Annotated in this window: 19 protein-coding genes; 7 read left to right on the plus strand and 12 right to left on the minus strand. The window is 35.8% G+C overall.

Annotation, left to right across the window (positions count from 1 at the left end):
- Window position 1: 1 nt before the first annotated feature.
- The 3 genes from SJY09_RS01185 to rsfS are packed head-to-tail and all read right to left on the minus strand — an operon-like array spanning window position 2 to window position 3055.
- Entirely contained in the window at window positions 2-613 is a 612-nt protein-coding gene (locus SJY09_RS01185; RefSeq protein WP_396637153.1) for an LUD domain-containing protein, read from the minus strand.
- A gap of 50 nt (window positions 614-663) precedes the next feature.
- Complete coding sequence (ftsH, locus tag SJY09_RS01190) at window positions 664-2667, minus strand: ATP-dependent zinc metalloprotease FtsH (RefSeq protein WP_396637154.1); 2004 nt, start codon at window positions 2665-2667, stop codon at window positions 664-666.
- A gap of 10 nt (window positions 2668-2677) precedes the next feature.
- A complete protein-coding gene (gene rsfS / locus SJY09_RS01195; RefSeq protein ID WP_396637155.1) occupies window positions 2678-3055 on the minus strand; it encodes a ribosome silencing factor in 378 nt (125 codons plus the stop codon).
- A 93-nt stretch (window positions 3056-3148) separates the two neighbouring features.
- Here rsfS and SJY09_RS01200 point away from each other — a divergent pair, with 93 nt between their 5' ends.
- Window positions 3149-3880: a biotin--[acetyl-CoA-carboxylase] ligase gene (locus SJY09_RS01200; protein WP_396637156.1), complete on the plus strand. Its 732-nt coding sequence runs from the start codon at window positions 3149-3151 to the stop codon at window positions 3878-3880.
- On the opposite strand, the gene SJY09_RS01205 is transcribed toward SJY09_RS01200, so the two are convergent.
- Together SJY09_RS01205 and pyrE are read right to left on the minus strand one after the other, a co-directional pair.
- Complete coding sequence (locus SJY09_RS01205; RefSeq protein WP_396637157.1) at window positions 3877-4269, minus strand: SRPBCC family protein; 393 nt, start codon at window positions 4267-4269, stop codon at window positions 3877-3879. The genes SJY09_RS01200 and SJY09_RS01205 overlap by 4 nt on opposite strands.
- Window positions 4270-4272: 3 nt before the next feature.
- Entirely contained in the window at window positions 4273-4914 is a 642-nt protein-coding gene (pyrE, locus tag SJY09_RS01210) for an orotate phosphoribosyltransferase (RefSeq protein WP_396637158.1), read from the minus strand.
- 7 nt (window positions 4915-4921) lie between these two features.
- Here pyrE and SJY09_RS01215 point away from each other — a divergent pair, with 7 nt between their 5' ends.
- On the plus strand, window positions 4922-5512 hold the full coding sequence (locus SJY09_RS01215) for an NUDIX hydrolase (protein ID WP_396637159.1): 591 nt from the start codon (window positions 4922-4924) through the stop codon (window positions 5510-5512).
- A 17-nt stretch (window positions 5513-5529) separates the two neighbouring features.
- Here the strand turns inward: SJY09_RS01215 and SJY09_RS01220 are convergent, their stop codons facing one another.
- The 6 genes from SJY09_RS01220 to SJY09_RS01245 form a co-directional block, all read right to left on the minus strand.
- On the minus strand, window positions 5530-7278 hold the full coding sequence (locus tag SJY09_RS01220) for a M14 family metallopeptidase (RefSeq protein ID WP_396637160.1): 1749 nt from the start codon (window positions 7276-7278) through the stop codon (window positions 5530-5532).
- 73 nt (window positions 7279-7351) lie between these two features.
- Window positions 7352-7756, minus strand: coding sequence for a response regulator transcription factor (locus SJY09_RS01225; RefSeq protein WP_396637161.1), 405 nt, complete (start codon window positions 7754-7756; stop codon window positions 7352-7354).
- Entirely contained in the window at window positions 7743-9590 is a 1848-nt protein-coding gene (locus SJY09_RS01230; protein ID WP_396637162.1) for a PAS domain S-box protein, read from the minus strand. The genes SJY09_RS01225 and SJY09_RS01230 overlap by 14 nt, the downstream gene beginning before the upstream one ends.
- A gap of 86 nt (window positions 9591-9676) precedes the next feature.
- A complete protein-coding gene (locus tag SJY09_RS01235; protein WP_396637163.1) occupies window positions 9677-11515 on the minus strand; it encodes a PAS domain S-box protein in 1839 nt (612 codons plus the stop codon).
- Between the two features lie 118 nt (window positions 11516-11633).
- The gene (coaD, locus tag SJY09_RS01240) at window positions 11634-12092 is read right to left on the minus strand and encodes a pantetheine-phosphate adenylyltransferase (protein WP_396637164.1); all 459 of its coding nucleotides are present in this window, start codon (window positions 12090-12092) and stop codon (window positions 11634-11636) included.
- A gap of 18 nt (window positions 12093-12110) precedes the next feature.
- Window positions 12111-13085, minus strand: a complete 975-nt coding sequence (locus SJY09_RS01245) for a D-alanine--D-alanine ligase (RefSeq protein ID WP_396637165.1) — start codon at window positions 13083-13085, stop codon at window positions 12111-12113.
- Between the two features lie 166 nt (window positions 13086-13251).
- Between SJY09_RS01245 and SJY09_RS01250 the strand changes: the two genes are divergently transcribed.
- From SJY09_RS01250 to SJY09_RS01265, 4 genes are all read left to right on the plus strand, one after another.
- On the plus strand, window positions 13252-13839 hold the full coding sequence (locus SJY09_RS01250; protein ID WP_396637166.1) for a PASTA domain-containing protein: 588 nt from the start codon (window positions 13252-13254) through the stop codon (window positions 13837-13839).
- A gap of 1 nt (window position 13840) precedes the next feature.
- Complete coding sequence (locus SJY09_RS01255) at window positions 13841-14866, plus strand: RluA family pseudouridine synthase (RefSeq protein WP_396637167.1); 1026 nt, start codon at window positions 13841-13843, stop codon at window positions 14864-14866.
- Window positions 14867-14963: 97 nt separating this feature from the next.
- Window positions 14964-15725 carry a peroxide stress protein YaaA gene (gene yaaA, locus SJY09_RS01260; RefSeq protein WP_396637168.1) on the plus strand — a complete coding sequence of 254 codons (762 nt, stop codon included), beginning with the start codon at window positions 14964-14966 and terminating at the stop codon, window positions 15723-15725.
- A gap of 53 nt (window positions 15726-15778) precedes the next feature.
- Window positions 15779-16144, plus strand: a complete 366-nt coding sequence (locus SJY09_RS01265) for a hypothetical protein (protein ID WP_396637169.1) — start codon at window positions 15779-15781, stop codon at window positions 16142-16144.
- A gap of 1 nt (window position 16145) precedes the next feature.
- Here the strand turns inward: SJY09_RS01265 and SJY09_RS01270 are convergent, their stop codons facing one another.
- The gene (locus SJY09_RS01270) at window positions 16146-16274 is read right to left on the minus strand and encodes a 30S ribosomal protein THX (RefSeq protein ID WP_396638579.1); all 129 of its coding nucleotides are present in this window, start codon (window positions 16272-16274) and stop codon (window positions 16146-16148) included.
- Between the two features lie 168 nt (window positions 16275-16442).
- Between SJY09_RS01270 and SJY09_RS01275 the strand changes: the two genes are divergently transcribed.
- A complete protein-coding gene (locus tag SJY09_RS01275; protein ID WP_396637170.1) occupies window positions 16443-17102 on the plus strand; it encodes a uracil-DNA glycosylase family protein in 660 nt (219 codons plus the stop codon).
- Window positions 17103-17146 lie beyond the last annotated feature (44 nt).

The following is a 17146-nucleotide window of genomic DNA, read 5'->3' on the forward strand; positions in this document are numbered from 1 at the left end:
ATTACAAATCTTCCAATAATAAGAGATAAAGATTCTTTGTGCTGCTTCCGTAAGTAAGAAAATCATCAGCGTTTTCTTCAGTAGCCTTAAAATGTTTTAGCGTAGTTATGTTCGCAGGTATTTTAGCGCCGTATTTTCTTTTTATGGTCTTTAAACCTTCACCGATAGACTCTACTAGTTGGCTTGTGGTCGCAAATACAATTACATTGCTCGGTAGCTCATTCACTTTTCTTTCCTTAAGTTGGTTGGAGCATACAAGGATACTTCCGTTCTGGGCGATTAGGTGTTCACATGTAGTAAAAAATACTTGGCTCTCTTTCGCTTTGTCCGTAAACAAGATATTGTCTTTGCGGAATTTTTCAGAAAGTCTGGAATCCATCACAAAGAATGGTTCTTTTTCCCAACTATTTTCTTCTACGATAGATTTTAAAGCGCTAGATATTTCTTGTTGCGAAACACAGTAAATAAATTTTCCTCCGTTCTTCTTGAAATGGATGGTAAATTTTTCATCCACGGGAAGATTTAAATCAGGCATATGTTGGCCACGGGTTTCTGCGGTTTCTTTTGAAACCTTCTTTTTACCACCGCCAAATAATATGTCTAATAATCCCATCTAAAAATACAGCGTGCTCTTTTTCTAGTTTAAAAAGTAAAAGACTAGTATTAACTTTCTTTTATAACCTTTTCATCTTCTTCGGAAGCTTCCTTGGATTCTTCTTTAGCTTTTTTCTCTTCCGCTTCTTGAAGCATATCCTTTTCGAAAGCTCGCTTTCCAAATATTTTTTCTAAATCTTCTTTAAAGATAACCTCTTTCTCCAACAATCTTTCTGCTAAGGTCGTAAGTTTATCTTTATTATCTGTAAGTACTTTAATAGCACGCTGATATTGTTCCTCTATTATCTTAGAAATTTCTTCATCAATAGTCTTGGCGGTCTGCTCACTGTAGGGTTTTGAGAAGCCGTAGGAGTCCTGACCAGAGGAGTCATAATACGTTAAGTTCCCTATTTTATCATTTAGGCCATAGATAGTGACCATAGCTCTCGCCTGCTTCGTTACTTTTTCGAGATCACTTAAAGCGCCTGTGGAGATTTTATTAAAAATAACTTTTTCTGCCGCTCTACCGCCCATTGTAGCGCACATTTCATCTAACATTTGCTCCGGTCTTACGATAAGACGTTCTTCTGGTAGATACCACGCAGCTCCCAAGGATTGACCTCTTGGAACTATGGTAACTTTCACCAAGGGTGCAGCATGTTCTAACATCCAACTAGTAGTAGCGTGCCCTGCCTCATGATAAGCAATTGTTTCTTTTTCTCCTGGGGTTATGATTTTATTTTTCTTTTCTAGACCACCTACAATTCTATCCACAGCGTCTAGAAAATCTTGCTTGTTTACAGCTTTCTGTTCTTTACGTGCGGCAATCAAAGCCGCTTCGTTACATACATTGGCAATATCCGCACCTGAAAACCCTGGTGTTTGCCTGGCCAAGAAATCCAGATCTAACGTTTCCGAGGTTTTAATAGGTCTTAAGTGTACCTCAAAGATTTCTTTACGCTCTCTAATGTCTGGTAGGTCTACATAAATCTGCCTATCAAATCTACCTGCCCTCATAAGCGCTTTATCCAATACGTCCGCCCTGTTGGTAGCAGCAAGTACAATAACATTGGTGTTAGTGCCAAAGCCATCCATTTCCGTTAATAGCTGGTTCAGGGTGTTTTCGCGTTCATCGTTAGAACCTGTGAAATTATTTTTTCCTCTTGCGCGCCCAATAGCATCGATTTCATCAATAAATATTATCGCGGGAGATTTGTCTTTTGCTTGTTTAAAAAGGTCTCGGACCCTAGAGGCACCTACACCAACGAACATCTCTACAAAATCAGAACCTGATAGGGAGAAAAATGGTACTTTGGCTTCACCTGCAACGGCTTTAGCCAATAAAGTCTTACCTGTACCTGGAGGGCCTACCAATAGTGCTCCTTTAGGAATTTTACCACCTAAAGAAGTATACTTGTCAGGATTTCTAAGGAATTCTACAATTTCTTCAACTTCTTCCTTTGCGCCCTCTAATCCGGCTACATCTTTAAATGAGGTTCTTGTATCCGTTTTTTCATCAAAAAGCTTAGCTTTTGATTTTCCAATATTGAAAATCTGACCTCCGGCACCGCCTCCGCCTCCGCCTGACATTCTGCGCATTAAGTATATCCAGATACCAATAATAAGCACAAAAGGCAAAAGCGATAGGAGAAAATCTAAAATTGCCGTAGACTCCTTGCCAAATTCAACAATAGTATCTAGGTTGTTCTCTTTTTTAATCTCGGTAATTTCATTTTGAAAAATTTGAAGATCACCATAATCTAAAGTATACTGCGGCACTTTTGTAGTTGAAGGTAGAAAGGGTTTCTCCGTTACGCCCTTGTGTACGTCTTTAGCTAGAGCCTCATCTGTAAGAAACACCTTTGCCTGATTGGTATTGGTGATAATCAATATCTTTTCTATATCACCGTTTCGTAAGTATTCTTGAAGTTCTGAAGTTGTTGTTTTTTCAGCACTCGCCAGATTATCACTATTAAAAAATTGAAAACCTATTAGCAGTACTGCCACTAATCCGTATATCCACCATGAACTGAATTTTGGTTTCTTAGGATTTGTATTATTGTCTTTAGCCATTTTAACTTTCTTATTGATTAATGCTACTTTCTATTGTTGTGAATTTGGCGTCTCCCCATAGACCTTCTATGTCATAGAATTCGCGAATTTGTTTTTGAAAGACATGGACAACTACGTTGACGTAATCCATTAGTATCCATTCCGCATTGTCCTCGCCTTCTACGTGCCAAGGTTTGTCCTGAATAGCTTTACTAACTGTTTTTTGGATAGAGCCTACTATAGCGTTTACGTGCGTATTAGAAGTACCATTACAAATGATAAAGTAGTCGCAGACGGTGTTCTCAATTTCCCTTAGGTCAAGTAAATTTATATGTTGCCCCTTTACTTCTTCAATACCTTGTAAAATTAAAGTGATTAACTCATCAGCGCTAGCTTTCTTTTTCTGCATTCAAAAATTTTTGTTTCTACAAAGTTATTGTTTTTTTGTTCTTTTAAGGGTAGTTTTTAACAATAGATTAAAGATTGCTAAAACCACTTGTAAATGCAAATAATCAAACTTAGTGCCACGGAGTCTACAAACACTTATTTGAAGGAATTGGCATCGGTGAAAAACTTAGCGGATTTAACGGTAGTCGTTACAGAAAACCAAACAAAGGGTAGGGGGCAGATGAACGGTTTATGGGAGTCTGAGCAAGGTAAAAACCTCACTTTTAGTGTTTTAAAAAAAATAAATAATCTTGCGATTCAAGATCAGTTCTTGATTAGTATCTGTGTTTCCTTGGCGGTTTATAAGACCTTGATAGCTCTAAAAATACCTGATGTCAAGGTGAAATGGCCTAACGACATTCTGTCAGGTAATTTTAAGATTTGCGGTATTCTTATTGAAAATAGTATTTCAGGATTCCGAATTACTTCTTCGGTTATTGGTATTGGCTTAAATGTGAATCAAATAACTTTTGAAAATCAACCTAAAGCTGCCTCCTTATATTCTCTATTAGGGAAAGAGATAGATTTAGAAAACCTTTTGAAAACTATTCTGACCAATCTTGAGGTGTATCTTTCAAATATCAGTTCTAATAATTGGAATAGCTTGTTATATGAATACCATCCCATTTTATTCAAAAAAGATATGTTGTCCCAATTTGTTTTAGAGAACGATACGGTATTTTCGGGTACCATTCTAGGTGTTACCAAAGAAGGTAAATTAAGGATACGATTAGAAGGTGATAGAGTCCGTGAGTTTGCCCTTAAAGAAATAAGTTTGCGATACTAAATTTTAGCCAGATTTGTGGCGAGTGTATTAATAAAATTGGTGATGGGATTTTTTATCATCATGGCCATCATAGCATTAAACTCACCATTGAAGCTAAGAACTACTTCGCTTTCTTCGCTTTGCGTTTCAAGAATATCTGCAGTTAGTGTAAAAGGTAATTTTTCACTTGCGGCACCCAATACTATTTGATTATGAGGAGTTTCTGTTTTTCGCTCCAGTACAATTTCCGGCATTCCTTTTAAAGCAAAAAGAAATCTATTTTCATTTAGAACTTCGAATTTATCTATGTTCTCTGGCATTAATTGTTCAAAATTTGACAAATCGCTCAAAAATTTAAAAGTTGCTATTTGACTTTTATTTACGGCCGCTTTAGGTGTTTCTATAAACATATTTTATTGTAACCATTCTGATGGCGCTACACGCCAATCTATTAATGTATGTAGTTGTTCTTCTTTTATGTAACCTGTTTCCGAGGCTTGTTCTATAAGATATTCATAGCTGCTTAGTGTATGAAGTTCAATATCTTTATCACTAAAATTCTTCACCGCAACATCAAAACCATAGGTAAAGATGGCCAGCATGCCCTTGACCTTAGCATTCTGTTCTTTTAAGGCCGCTACCGCGTTTAAACTGCTTTTGCCCGTGCTAATTAAGTCCTCGATTACGACTACGGTCTGGTTTGCCTCCAACTGTCCCTCAATCTGATTTTTTCTTCCATGGGACTTGGGTTCTGGTCTAACATAAATAAACGGTAGACCTAATACGTCTGCCACTAAAACTCCCATTCCAATAGCTCCCGTGGCCACGCCTGCTATTACATCTGGCTTACCATAAAGTGTTTCTACTTGCTTTGCAATTTCTTCGCTGATATACTTTCTTATAGTAGGATAAGATAATAAAATTCTATTGTCGCAATATATAGGAGATTTCCAGCCTGATGCCCAAGAAAAAGGATTTTCGGGATTCAATTTTATTGCATTAATTTGCAGCAGGAGTTCCGCTGTTTTTTTAGCCGTGTTCTTGTCTAAAACCATGACGCAAATGTATAAAGTTTTTGTTAATGAATTGCCCTTGATATTGACAAATAAACTCTCTGAAACATCCGACGGCGAGTATTTTCTATTAAATCAAGAGTCTATACTGGCAGCGATCAAAGCGTTGAAAAAGAAAAAACTTGCTATAGCTTACATATATCACCCTAACCATGAGGAAATTCTAAAGAAATTTACCCAAGAAATACCTATGATCGTTGCTGCCGGTGGTGTAGTAACCAACCAAAAGGGAAAAGTGCTTTTTATTTATCGGAATGATAAGTGGGACTTGCCCAAAGGTAAATTGGATAAAGGGGAGTCTATTGAAGCTTGTGCCGTAAGAGAGGTAATGGAGGAAACCGGTGTTGAAGGGCTTCGGATAGAGAATTTTTTACGTACCACATACCATGTTTTTAACAATTCTGGTAAACCAACCTTAAAACAGGTACATTGGTACGCCATGAAGACAGACTATACCGGTAAGCTTAAACCAGAAAAAAAGGAAGGAATTGTTAAAGTAAAATGGAAAGGTCCCAATAAAATTCAGAAGGCATTGCAGAATTCCTATAACAATATCAAAATTTTATTTGAAGGGGATTAGACCTAGCTGTATAAGCACTAGTTCTTGGGAAAACGATACACAGGGTATTGCATATGGGCCTCTTCATAATGTTTAGACTTTTCAAAAAGCCATTCTAATTGGGCATACCAATTTTCTGAAAATTCTAATTTTTGCACTTTCTTTAATTGAAACTCACGATTGATTATACTGTCCTTTTGTAAGATTTCTAGGGCACTATCCTCAAATACGTAAGGTGAAAAACCTTCTTTTTGTTGGAGGATCGTATCGAAAAAATTCCAATTAAAAAATGAATCCGGTGCGGTAGGTTCTAAGGTTTCTAGGATGTATCTAAAACCTTGCTGATTCGTAGGTACCCAAATATCATCTTTTCTAAACTGCACTTCACGAAGTTCTGAACCGACTTTAGTATTGAAATGTAGGTAGTGTCCCTCATAGGGGTTCTGCGCGGTTTTATAATCTAAAACCCTATAAGTCTCTACTTTTAATGTGGTGTCGTTTTCAAAAATAGTATATTCGATATTGTTGATATCTAGTAAATCTGTTACCTTCTTCCATTGCTTTGGGATAATATATGCTTCAGGTATTTTTACGGAATCCGAGGGAATAAAATAATCCTGATAGTTCACTTCTTTTGTAAAAGGAGCTGCTCTATCGAATTTTAATCTAGGAAACCCTGTCACCGCACTTATAATGGTATCCGCCTCAAAACCTTTAAAATTCAGAATAGAATTTTTAGTTGTATCTACTTGCCATTGAACAGGGTAATACTCCCAGTCTAAATGTCGTTGTTCCGCTTCATCTCTTAACTTTTTAATTTTTTCACCATCATTTTCGGCAATAGCTAGCATTTTTCTCATCAGTTCATAGGTACCGTCTACCCTTTTTTTATAGGGCTTTAGCATATGGGTTTCTACCATCATACCTAAGGTATTCCATAAGGTAGTATAACCTGTAGAATATCTTGGATGGTCCATAAATTGTTGAAATCCCGTCTCTGGTGGCTTGTTAAATACGTTAACATACGGTGTTATGTCCCAACCCGAAGTTGTTAAAGAATCTTGTAAGGCCGGCATTAATGATTTATTTAAATATGCTCCAAGTTCTCCGCCTAGTTTATTGTGCTGTGTAAAAAGATGAGTAAGCGTATATTGGTAATCTGCACCATTGCTTACATGATTATCGATAAAAACATCGGGTTTGACCAAATGAAAAATTTGGGCGAAAGTCCTAGCGTTTTTTGTGTCGCTTTTAATAAAGTCCCTGTTTAAATCAAAATTTCTGGAGTTTCCTCTAAACCCATAGGATTTTGGGCCATTTTGATTTGCCCTACTATAGGAATTTCTGTTTAAGGCGCCACCAACGTTATATATGGGGATACTTACCACAACCGTTTTTTCTAGCGGTTTAATTTTTCCACTGGCCAAATCTCTGAACAACATCATTGTTGCATCTATACCATCGCTTTCTCCCGGATGAATTCCATTGTTAATTAGAACAATAGCATTTTCTTCACCGATTTTATTAAAATTAAAACTCCCTTCTTCATTGTAGGTTACAATATGTAAAGGTTCTCCACTATCCGTTTCTCCGATGGTCTGCATATTTATTTCTGGAAATTCCTTTGCTAGGGCCATGTAAAACTCCAGGACTTCTTCATAGGTGCCCGTTTCCGTACCGTTAGAAGTTTCGAAAGCAGTGGGAAAATCAAGTGCTATCTCTTCAGGTTTTTTTTCGCAAGAATAGAAAATCAGTAGAAAAGAAAAAAGAACGATTACCTGCTTCATTTTTTACAGCTTTTTTTGAGAGGAACTCAAAATCATGAAATGTAAAAATAATTAAAAATACAGACCGATGTAATTAGGCAACCTTAGTTATTTGGGCAATTTCGTTAGCTCGTATAGGTTTATTATTGAACGTTATAAGATGATGGGTCCTGTTCTTAAAAGATTCCCACTTTTGAACATCATAAGGATCTATAGAAGAGGTAACAATGTTTACTCGTACTTTATGGGTGATTGGTAAGTTTAGAAAAGCCTCCAGAAACTGCCATCCATCCATTATCGGCATATTGATGTCCAGAAAAATGATGTCAGGTAGGCTTTGATTGTGCTTTAATTTTTCACATATATCATCAAACGCTATTTTACCGTTCTTGTAGGTATCTATCTGTTCACAATCCACAGCAGCATTTAACATTTTCCGGATTCCGAAAACAGTTATCGGATCATCGTCCACTATGCCTATGTACTTAATTTTTGTCATTAAAAAATATATTAAATTTTGTACCCTGACCAACTTCGCTTTCTACCGTAATTTTTCCGCCCATAGCTTCAACCTGGTTCTTGGTAATATACAAACCTATTCCACGGGCATCCTCATGACTATGAAAGGTTTTGTACATGCCAAACAACTTATTCCCATATTTTTTTAAATCTATCCCCAAACCATTATCCTCTATACTCAATAAAACTTGTTTATCTAGCTTACTAACACTTAATGTTAGTTGTGGGTCGCGCTGAGGATGCTTGTATTTTACTCCGTTGGTTATGAAATTTAGAAGAATACTCTCTAAATATGATGGTACCACATTTACCTTAAAGTTCTTGGGTATTTTCGTAATTATCTGCGCTTTGTTGTTCAATAAAAACCCAGATAAATTTTGTTTTACTTTGGTAACGGTATTAAAAAGCTTGGTCGGTTGTTTTGTTATATTTACATTAGAACTAATGGCTACCACCTCGTTAAGATTGTCCAAGGTTTCCAGTAGGTTTCCAGAAGCATTCATCAGCATTTTAATTATACCTTCTTTTTCTTCCTCATTAGTTTCTTCGACTAAGAAGTTTAAAAGCATTGAAAAATTAGCGGAGTGCGATCTTAAGTTATGAGAGACTATATGAGCAAAGTTGATCAGTTTTTTGTTTTGTTGCGACGTTACATTGATAAGGTTTCTTAGTTCTTTTTCTTTTTGTTTAAGATCCGTAATATCTAAACTAATTCCTACCAATCCATAAGAATTTCCAGTATGATCGATCAGAGGTATCTTTGAACTTAAGAAAGCAGTCTCTGTGCCATCTTTTCTAATATTTACCGTTTCTTTACTAATAATAGGCTTTAATGTTTGTAATACCCTTAAATCTTCTTCCCTTGATAACGTAGCGCTCCTTTCAGGATACAGGTCAAAATCGCTTTTGCCTAGGATTTCTTTTGGATCTTTAACACCAAGGTAATCACATTCTGCTTTGTTCGCTAGAATCTTTCTGGATTCTGTGTCCTTTATGTATACATTTAACGGAAGGTTGTCTATTAACGTTTTTAGAAGCTTTTCATTATTTTTAGTTTCTAAGTTTGAAATCACTTGTTCATCAATATCTTGAAAAGTTCCCATTAAACTTACCAATTTACGTTTCCTGTAAATAGCTTTTCCTGCAGCTCTGACCCATTTCTCGGTACCTTTGGCGGTAATAATCTGTAGCTTCAGGTTCCACGGCGTGCCTTTTTCCATTGCTTCAAAAATGGCCATCGAAATCGCATTTCTGCTGTGCCCCTCTTTATAGAAATTTATACTCGTCTCAATGTTAGGTTTGTAATTTGTTTCAACCTCGTGAATGGTCTTTGTCATAGCGCACCATTCAACGGTATTTTCAATAATATTATATTCCCAACTACCGATTTGGGATATTTCCGATTGATGTTTTAGGAGCGATTCTACTTTATCAAGTTTAAGTTCACTACTAATAGTATCCGTTATGTCGTTAGACTGGATGATAGCACCAATAATATTTTCTTTATCATCATACCATGAAGAGGTAGACCACTCAAACCATTTTTCAACCCCAGTTTCCGTCACTTTTTCAACACCCATTGGGCCAGATTTTCCATCAAAACAATTTTCTAAAACTTTTTTCCACTTTGTGCTTAGTTCTGGAAGTACAACAAAAAGGTTTTTCCCGAAAATATCCACTTCATTTTGACTAAAGATTCCTATCCATTTGTCTGAAGCGTGAACAATACTGAATGTCTTATCTATAAAGACAGTAGCACTAGGCAGCTGCTTAACCAGATAAGATGTAGATAAAGTCTTGGAACCTCTATTCATTCGATGTATTTTCTTACAATTATACATTTATAGTACTGCCATTTTAAATGTTTGTTGTGAAATGTAGTATTGTTGTTGTATAAAAGTTATGAATTACTAAATGATATTCTAAAGGTAGTACCTTGCCCTGAGGTACTCAAAGCATCGATTTTACCATTCATAGATTCAATTTGCTGTTTGGTAATGTATAGTCCAATACCATTACCATTATTTTCTTTGTGGAATGTTTGGTATAAGCCAAAAAGCTTATCGCCAAATTTTTCCATATCTATTCCCATACCGTTATCCTCTATACTTAATGTGGTATACGCTTTAGTTTTTTGAACGCTAAGGATAATGATAGGAGCTTTATCTGGCTTACTGTATTTTATGGCATTGGTCAAACAATTTGTAAGAATACTATCTAAATACGCGGGTAAAGCTTTTACTTTAACACTATCTGGAATTTCATTAATAATCTTTCCGTTATTTTGTTTTAAAAGTCCCATTAAATTTTGCTCTACATGAAACAGGTGCTCATTCAATGAAATATCTTTTTTCTCCTTGTTTGCATTAGTCTTTATGGCAACAACTTCCCTTAGTCCTTTAATTGTTTCGGATAAATTATCTGAGGCATTGAAAAGCATTTCCATTAATTTCTTACGCTCACTTTCGCCAACTTCCTTATCCAAAAAGTTTAGAAGAAGGGAAAAATTAGTAGTATGCGCTTTTAAATTATGGGATACCATATGTGCAAAATTGAGTAGACGCTCATTTTTTTGCGTGGCATCTTTCAAAAGTTTTTTGATTCTTTTTTCTTTTTCTATAACGGGTGTAAGGTTCTCTATTGTAGTAAGTACATTAAAACCTCCAGAGAAAGTTTCAATTCTTTTTCCGGATAGGCGTAATGTTAATTTTTTTCCATCCTTATTGTAAAAAACTGTTTCTACCGGTGTAAACGCGCCCTTTTTCTTTAGCTGCTTTGCTAAGTTAATACTGCTCTTCTTTAAAGATTCACTTATAAAACCTTTAAAAGTCTTTCCTTTGAAATAGTCCGTTTCGTAACCCGCAAGTTTTGCAAAAGCTTCATTTGCAGCAATAATTTTACCTGTATTAAAATCACTTAAGATTAATCCAAAAGCTACTTGATCAAAAAAGGTATTCTGATGCCTTTCCAATCTGTTCAACGACTGCTCATAGGTTGCAGTAATATCTTGTACCGTCCCTATTACACGGACACAAATACCATCTTTATATTTTGGTCTCCCGATTGAGTTTACCCAAATGGTACTCCCATCTCCTCGCATTAATTGCAGGTTTTCGTTCCAAGGTTTACCGGTGATAATGGCTTCCTTTACTTTCTGTTTTATAGTATCTCTAGAAGTACCTTCCTTGTAAAAGGCCAGCGCACCGTCTAAACTGGGTTTAAAATCATTACTTACTCCGTAAATAGAATGGACAATTGGAGACCACTGTAATTGCTCTTCGTTTATTAAATATTCCCAGCTACCTATCTTGGCAATTTTCCCTTTCTGATTTAGAATTAATTTAGTGCGTTTTAATTCTAACTCTAATTTTCTACTTTTAGATATATTATCTACTTTAAGAATAACACCGATTATATTGCCATAACCATCTTTCCACGGATTCAAATCCCAAACAAGGTTATTTTCGGAGCTCTTTGAGTTAGATTGATTATCAATAATCTTGATATCCTTTAAGCCATCAATGCAATATTTTAATTTTGTATCCCAATCTTTTGAAAATCTAGGAAAGAGGTCAAATAGATGACGTCCGGTTAAATCATTTTCTTGGAAATCAAATTTTTTAAACCAATTAGGCGATGCACTGACCAAATTATAATTGTTATCGATAAGGGCAATGGCGGTCGGGATTTGTTGAATCCAGTCAGCGGAAAAAGAAAGGTTTGTTTTGGTACTAATCATATTAATGAAGAATTTTCTTACTAATTTATATGAATATTCCCTTTTTTGTATAAGAATTGTTGTAAATTATAAATAAAGTGTTGTTGATAAGTGTATATATGTGGTTAAGCGAAGAAAACTAAGCTTCTGTTCTTACAGAATTCGGGACTAAACCAGTATAATCCCCGCCATTTCTTATCACATCTCTCACAATGGAGGAGCTTATGTAAGATTTTCCTGAAGAAGTTAAGAGGAAGACAGTTTCTATTTCTGATAACTTTCTGTTGGTATGTGCTATTGCTTTTTCAAATTCAAAATCACCCGGATTGCGTAATCCTCTAAGAATATAATTTGCTTTAACTTTTTGACAGAAATCTACCGTAAGCCCTTCGTAAGTCAACACTTTTACATTAGGTTGATCTTTAAAAGCTTCCACTATAAAATGCATGCGTTCCTCTAGGGAGAACATATACTTTTTATCGGCGTTTTTCCCAATGGCAATGATTAATTCATCAAATAAGGGTATTCCTCTCATGATAATATCATGATGACCTAAGGTTAAAGGGTCAAAAGAACCCGGAAAAATAGCGCGTCTCATAATTTAAAGGTAGTTATTTTAGGACAAAACCTCGTTTATGGCATTTTCAAAAAGCATAGGAAGGTCTATTCCTGCTTCCTTTGCTTGCTGCGGTAATATACTTTCTGTAGTTAGGCCAGGCGTGGTGTTCATTTCTAACAGAAAAGGTTCATTACCGATGAAGATAAATTCGCTTCTTGTAAAACCGGTCATTTTTAATACATCATATATGGTCCGCGCGCTTTGGATTACATTTTTTTCCTGTTCCTTAGAAATTCGCGCTGGAGTTATTTCGGTAGATTTTCCTTCGTACTTAGCCTCATAGTCAAAGAAATCATTTTCGGTAACAATTTCTGTAATCGGTAATACTTTGGTCTTTCCTTGATATTTTATTACTCCAACAGAAACCTCTGTTCCAGATAAAAAGCTCTCTATAATAATTTCGTCATCTTCCTGATACGCAATGCTAATTGCCTTCGCTAGTTCTTCTTTCCTGTAGACCTTAGAAATACCATAACTACTACCGGATTTATTTGCCTTCACAAAACAAGGTAAGTTTACCTTTTTAATGATATCGTCTGCATTTATTTCATCACCTTTATTCAGATAATATGAAGGTGCGCATTTTATGCCATATGGTTTTAGAACACTTAGTAAATCTCTTTTATTGAAGGTAAGTGCAGCTTGGTAAAAACCGCAAGAAGTTTGTGGCATTCCTATAAGTTCAAAATAAGCCTGCATAAGACCGTCTTCTCCTGGGGTACCGTGTATGGCGTTGAAAACACAGTCAAAAGTAATCACTGTATTATTAATCGTTACTGAAAAATCATGCCTGTTTAAAGGATATTCCTTATTGTCATCGTCCACATATACCCACTTTTCTTTTAAGATATGAATCCTATATAGGTCAAATTTCGACTTGTCCAAATAATCATAAACAACATTTCCACTCTTCAAAGAAATTTTAAACTCGTTAGAGTAGCCGCCCATGATGATACCTATAGTTTTTCTCATAATTAAGGTGTAAGCCGTTAATTTAACAAAGATGTACTTTTCCGATTAAAGAAAAAAGTGCCATTAGACTTACCTACTGCAATAAAACTATTTAGATGGTAACAATTAAAATAGAAGACTATTGATAAAAGGGCATTTGTTATATTTGTGGCATTAAAAGAACTTCATGAAGAATTTTTTAAATTTTTTAAAAAGCAAGACTTTTTTGATTCAGTTAGGACTGTCTATTTTGGTACTTGTAATTTTAGTTTTTCTGGTATTACGTTGGCTAGGCAGTACCACTAATCATGGAGAGTTTGTGGAAGTTCCTGATTTTGCAAAACTTTCCGTTATGGAAATGCGAAAATCAGTTGAGGATGCAGGATTGCGTTATGAAGTTTTAGATTCCGCAAACTATAATCCTGATTATCCTCGTTTTTCTATTATTGAGCAAAACCCTTCGGCTGGGACAAAGGTTAAAACGAATCGGAAAATTTATTTTACGGTAAATCCGTCCGGATATAAAAAAGTAACGGTACCTAAAATTATACAGGTTACTAAGAGAAATGCCTCCTCAATGCTCAAAGCCGTCGGATTAGATGTTCAGCGTGTTACCTATATAGACCAATTGGGGAAGGATATGGTGTACTACATAAAATTTAAAGGTAAGGATATAAAACCTGGAGATAAATTACCAAAAACTTCCAAAATTGAATTGGTATGTGGTAATGGTACCATCCCGAACAGTGCCATCATAAAGGCAGATTCAGAGTAATATGGCGTCTACTTCAACCCAAGAATTGGATGATGACGAATTATTTGAGCATCATAGCATCATAGCTTCTAAAGGGCAGGAGCCCTTGCGTGTAGATAAGTTTCTTATGAATTTTATTGAAAACGCCACCAGAAATAAAATTCAACAGGCCGCAAAAGATGGTCATGTTTGGGTCAATGGTTCCATAGTTAAATCTAATTATAAGGTAAAGGCAGGTGATGAGGTCAAGGTGTTGTTTGAGCATCCTCCACACGAGTTTTTGTTAGTCGCAGAGGATATTCCTCTAGATATCGTTTATGAAGACGATGTGCTATTAGTGGTGAACAAACCCGCTGGTATGGTGGTGCACCCTGGTCATGGCAATTATTCTGGCACTCTCATAAATGCTTTGATTTATCACGTGGATAATTTACCTGCCAATAGCAGTGAGCGCCCTGGTTTAGTTCATAGAATAGATAAAGATACGTCCGGACTATTGGTCATTGCAAAAACAGAGGCGGCAATGACGCACTTGTCCAAACAGTTTTTTAATAAAACCTCTGAGCGCGAGTATGTAGCTTTGGTGTGGGGCAACGTTAACGAAGATCAGGGTACTATAGAAGGCCATGTAGGACGAAATCCTAAAAACAGATTACAAATGCATGTTTTTCCTGAAGGAGAAGAAGGAAAAGAAGCGGTAACTCATTTCAAAGTACTGGAGCGTTTGGGTTATGTAACGCTCGTATCTTGTAGGTTAGAGACCGGTAGAACCCACCAGATAAGGGTCCACATGAAATATATTGGGCATACTTTATTCAACGATGAGCGCTACGGTGGAGAAAAAATCTTAAAGGGAACTACATTTACCAAATACAAACAGTTTGTTGAAAACGCTTTTAAAGTTCTTCCCAGACAGGCACTTCATGCTAAAACCTTAGGTTTTGTGCATCCGGTTACCGGAGAGCAGATGCAATTTGATTCTGAATTACCCGAGGATATGGCCCAATGTGTTCAAAAATGGCGTGGCTACACTCAAAATAGTATGTAGCATAGTTTTCTTCAATAGAGTTATTGAAACTCTTTTTAACTACCAATAGGTAGTAACCCAAATCTATCCTATTTTTATATTCAAATTAAAGTATATTATGAAGATTGTAATATCCCCAGCAAAATCCTTGGACTATGAAAGCGAGCTGCCCACAACGAAATTTACGCAGCCTAATTTTCTTGCCGAGTCTGAAAAGTTAAACAAGGTTTTGGTGAAAAAGAAACCAAAAGCCCTTTCTGAATTAATGTCTATTTCGGATAATTTAGCGCAATTGAACTGGGAACGTAACCAAAAATTTACTTTGCCGTTTACTGCAACAAATGCAAGACCCGCGGTTTATGCGTTTAACGGAGATGTCTATAATGGTTTGGATGCATACTCCATTCCAGAAGAAAAGCTTGATAAATTACAAGATACCTTACGTATCTTATCTGGACTATATGGTATTTTAAAACCATTAGATTTAATGCAACCTTATCGTTTAGAAATGGGAACTTCCTTAAAAGTTGGGAGAAATAAAAATCTTTATGAATTCTGGAGACAAACCATAACTGCCCATTTAAACAAGGAATTAAAGGAAGAAGAGTTATTTGTAAATCTTGCCAGTAACGAATACTTTGGAGCTGTAGATACCAAGGCACTGAAAGTGCCTGTTATTACTCCTATATTTAAAGATTGGAAGAACGATAAGTTAAAAGTAATAAGCTTTTATGCAAAAAAAGCACGGGGCGCTATGGTGCGTTATATTTTAGATACCGATGCTAAAACTTTGGAGGATATACAAGGCTTCAACAGAGATGAATATCAGTTTAGCAAAGAGCATACCCTAAAAGAGAGCGAACCAGTCTTTATTAGATAAAATAAACTTTTAGGAACACCGTTCTTTTAGTATACCTAAATTATAATGGTGCTATGAGAAAGTTTATATTTTTATTGCTAATGGTGGTCGGTCTAGCTTACGCCTGTACAGATAGGGATGATGATGTAAATGCCGTAAATATTCGTATTAAAAATAATACGGAAACACTTTTTAATGAGGTTTTGGTTGTGGAGAATGATACTATTTATGAAAACATACCCGCTGGAGAATTTTCTGAATTTATTGAGTTTCAACGAGCATTTGCCGACACGGAGTTGACCGTAACAACCGACTCTATCACCTATAGATATGTTCCTTCAGAGGTTTTGGTAGATTCACTACCTATAGGTTTCTACACCTATGAGCTCAGTTTTGATGAAGAGCAGCAAATAGACCTTGCTTTTAAGATAGCATACTAAATCACTTTTTTTTAACGGTTTTTATTTTTTCTTCAACCGTGGGCCTTCTTTTAATTTTTCTAGGCCTTCTTGCACCGTAAGAGTTATTGGCTATTTTTCCTTTCTTCGACTTCTTATCTCCCTTCCCCATTCCGTTGTAGTTTTTTTTATTTATTGTGAAATCTAAAAAAGTTCCACTTTGCTCGATAAACAAGGTTTAAAATGCCTCGAGGTTATTCACTATTATTTTAAAGTTAGTAAATTCGAGTTTAATTTTGAGCAAAATTCGATTTAGATATTTTAATAAAAGTACATTTTTGTGTTTCAGCATAAGCACCCTTACCAACCATTTTTATTTCCTGAGGCTACAAAGCTTATTGTAGGGACATTACCGCCACCAAGATTTACTACGGGCGATTTAAAACCGGAAGATGTAGATTTCTGTTACGGAAGTAAAAATGGACAGCTTTGGCCCATTTTAGATAAAATTTTTGATTTAGGATTAAAATATGAAACTACTGAATTTGCGGCGCAGCAACGGAAAAACTTCTTAGTTCAGCATAAAATTGGGGTTTGCGATATTGTTGCAAGTGCGGAACGCCATAAAGTGGATGCGTCTGATTTGGGGATGCAAAACATTACATTAAGAAATATCCTTGGATATTTAGAAGAGTACCCTAATGTACACACGCTTTTGTTTACGGGAGGAAATAGTAAAAATGGTCCAGAATATTTTTTCAGAAAACATTTAAAGGCAAATAATGTTGCCTTAAAAGTAGTTTCCAATATAGTGCCTAGAATTCATGCATTTACACATCCCAAAACAAGGAAACAATTTAGAACGGTTTCATTAACGGCACCTTCGGGAGCGGCGAATAGAGCAGTAGGTAGTTTAGATCTGTACAAAAAATTAAAGACCGAGAATCCCGATTTTAACACGGTAGATTTTAGGGTGATGCAATACCGAGAATTTTTTTGAATTCTGATAAACTATCATCCCAATAGTATGATTTACGGACCATT

The organism is Maribacter sp. R77961, assembly GCF_044594925.1.
Classification (GTDB): Bacteria; Bacteroidota; Bacteroidia; order Flavobacteriales; family Flavobacteriaceae; genus Maribacter.

Excerpts from the sequence above, each read along its gene's own strand:
- SJY09_RS01220 (WP_396637160.1), bottom strand. The coding sequence starts at position 7,278 with ATGAAGCAGGTAATCGTTCTTTTTTCTTTTCTACTGATTTTCTATTCT.
- SJY09_RS01185 (WP_396637153.1), bottom strand. The coding sequence starts at position 613 with ATGGGATTATTAGACATATTATTTGGCGGTGGTAAAAAGAAGGTTTCA.
- SJY09_RS01250 (WP_396637166.1), top strand. The coding sequence starts at position 13,252 with ATGAAGAATTTTTTAAATTTTTTAAAAAGCAAGACTTTTTTGATTCAG.
- SJY09_RS01215 (WP_396637159.1), top strand. The coding sequence starts at position 4,922 with ATGTATAAAGTTTTTGTTAATGAATTGCCCTTGATATTGACAAATAAA.
- ftsH (WP_396637154.1), bottom strand. The coding sequence starts at position 2,667 with ATGGCTAAAGACAATAATACAAATCCTAAGAAACCAAAATTCAGTTCA.
- SJY09_RS01230 (WP_396637162.1), bottom strand. The coding sequence starts at position 9,590 with ATGAATAGAGGTTCCAAGACTTTATCTACATCTTATCTGGTTAAGCAG.
- SJY09_RS01225 (WP_396637161.1), bottom strand. The coding sequence starts at position 7,756 with ATGACAAAAATTAAGTACATAGGCATAGTGGACGATGATCCGATAACT.
- rsfS (WP_396637155.1), bottom strand. The coding sequence starts at position 3,055 with ATGCAGAAAAAGAAAGCTAGCGCTGATGAGTTAATCACTTTAATTTTA.
- SJY09_RS01205 (WP_396637157.1), bottom strand. The coding sequence starts at position 4,269 with ATGTTTATAGAAACACCTAAAGCGGCCGTAAATAAAAGTCAAATAGCA.
- SJY09_RS01255 (WP_396637167.1), top strand. The coding sequence starts at position 13,841 with ATGGCGTCTACTTCAACCCAAGAATTGGATGATGACGAATTATTTGAG.
- SJY09_RS01235 (WP_396637163.1), bottom strand. The coding sequence starts at position 11,515 with ATGATTAGTACCAAAACAAACCTTTCTTTTTCCGCTGACTGGATTCAA.
- SJY09_RS01245 (WP_396637165.1), bottom strand. The coding sequence starts at position 13,085 with ATGAGAAAAACTATAGGTATCATCATGGGCGGCTACTCTAACGAGTTT.
- pyrE (WP_396637158.1), bottom strand. The coding sequence starts at position 4,914 with ATGGTTTTAGACAAGAACACGGCTAAAAAAACAGCGGAACTCCTGCTG.
- coaD (WP_396637164.1), bottom strand. The coding sequence starts at position 12,092 with ATGAGACGCGCTATTTTTCCGGGTTCTTTTGACCCTTTAACCTTAGGT.
- SJY09_RS01265 (WP_396637169.1), top strand. The coding sequence starts at position 15,779 with ATGAGAAAGTTTATATTTTTATTGCTAATGGTGGTCGGTCTAGCTTAC.
- yaaA (WP_396637168.1), top strand. The coding sequence starts at position 14,964 with ATGAAGATTGTAATATCCCCAGCAAAATCCTTGGACTATGAAAGCGAG.
- SJY09_RS01270 (WP_396638579.1), bottom strand. The coding sequence starts at position 16,274 with ATGGGGAAGGGAGATAAGAAGTCGAAGAAAGGAAAAATAGCCAATAAC.
- SJY09_RS01200 (WP_396637156.1), top strand. The coding sequence starts at position 3,149 with ATGCAAATAATCAAACTTAGTGCCACGGAGTCTACAAACACTTATTTG.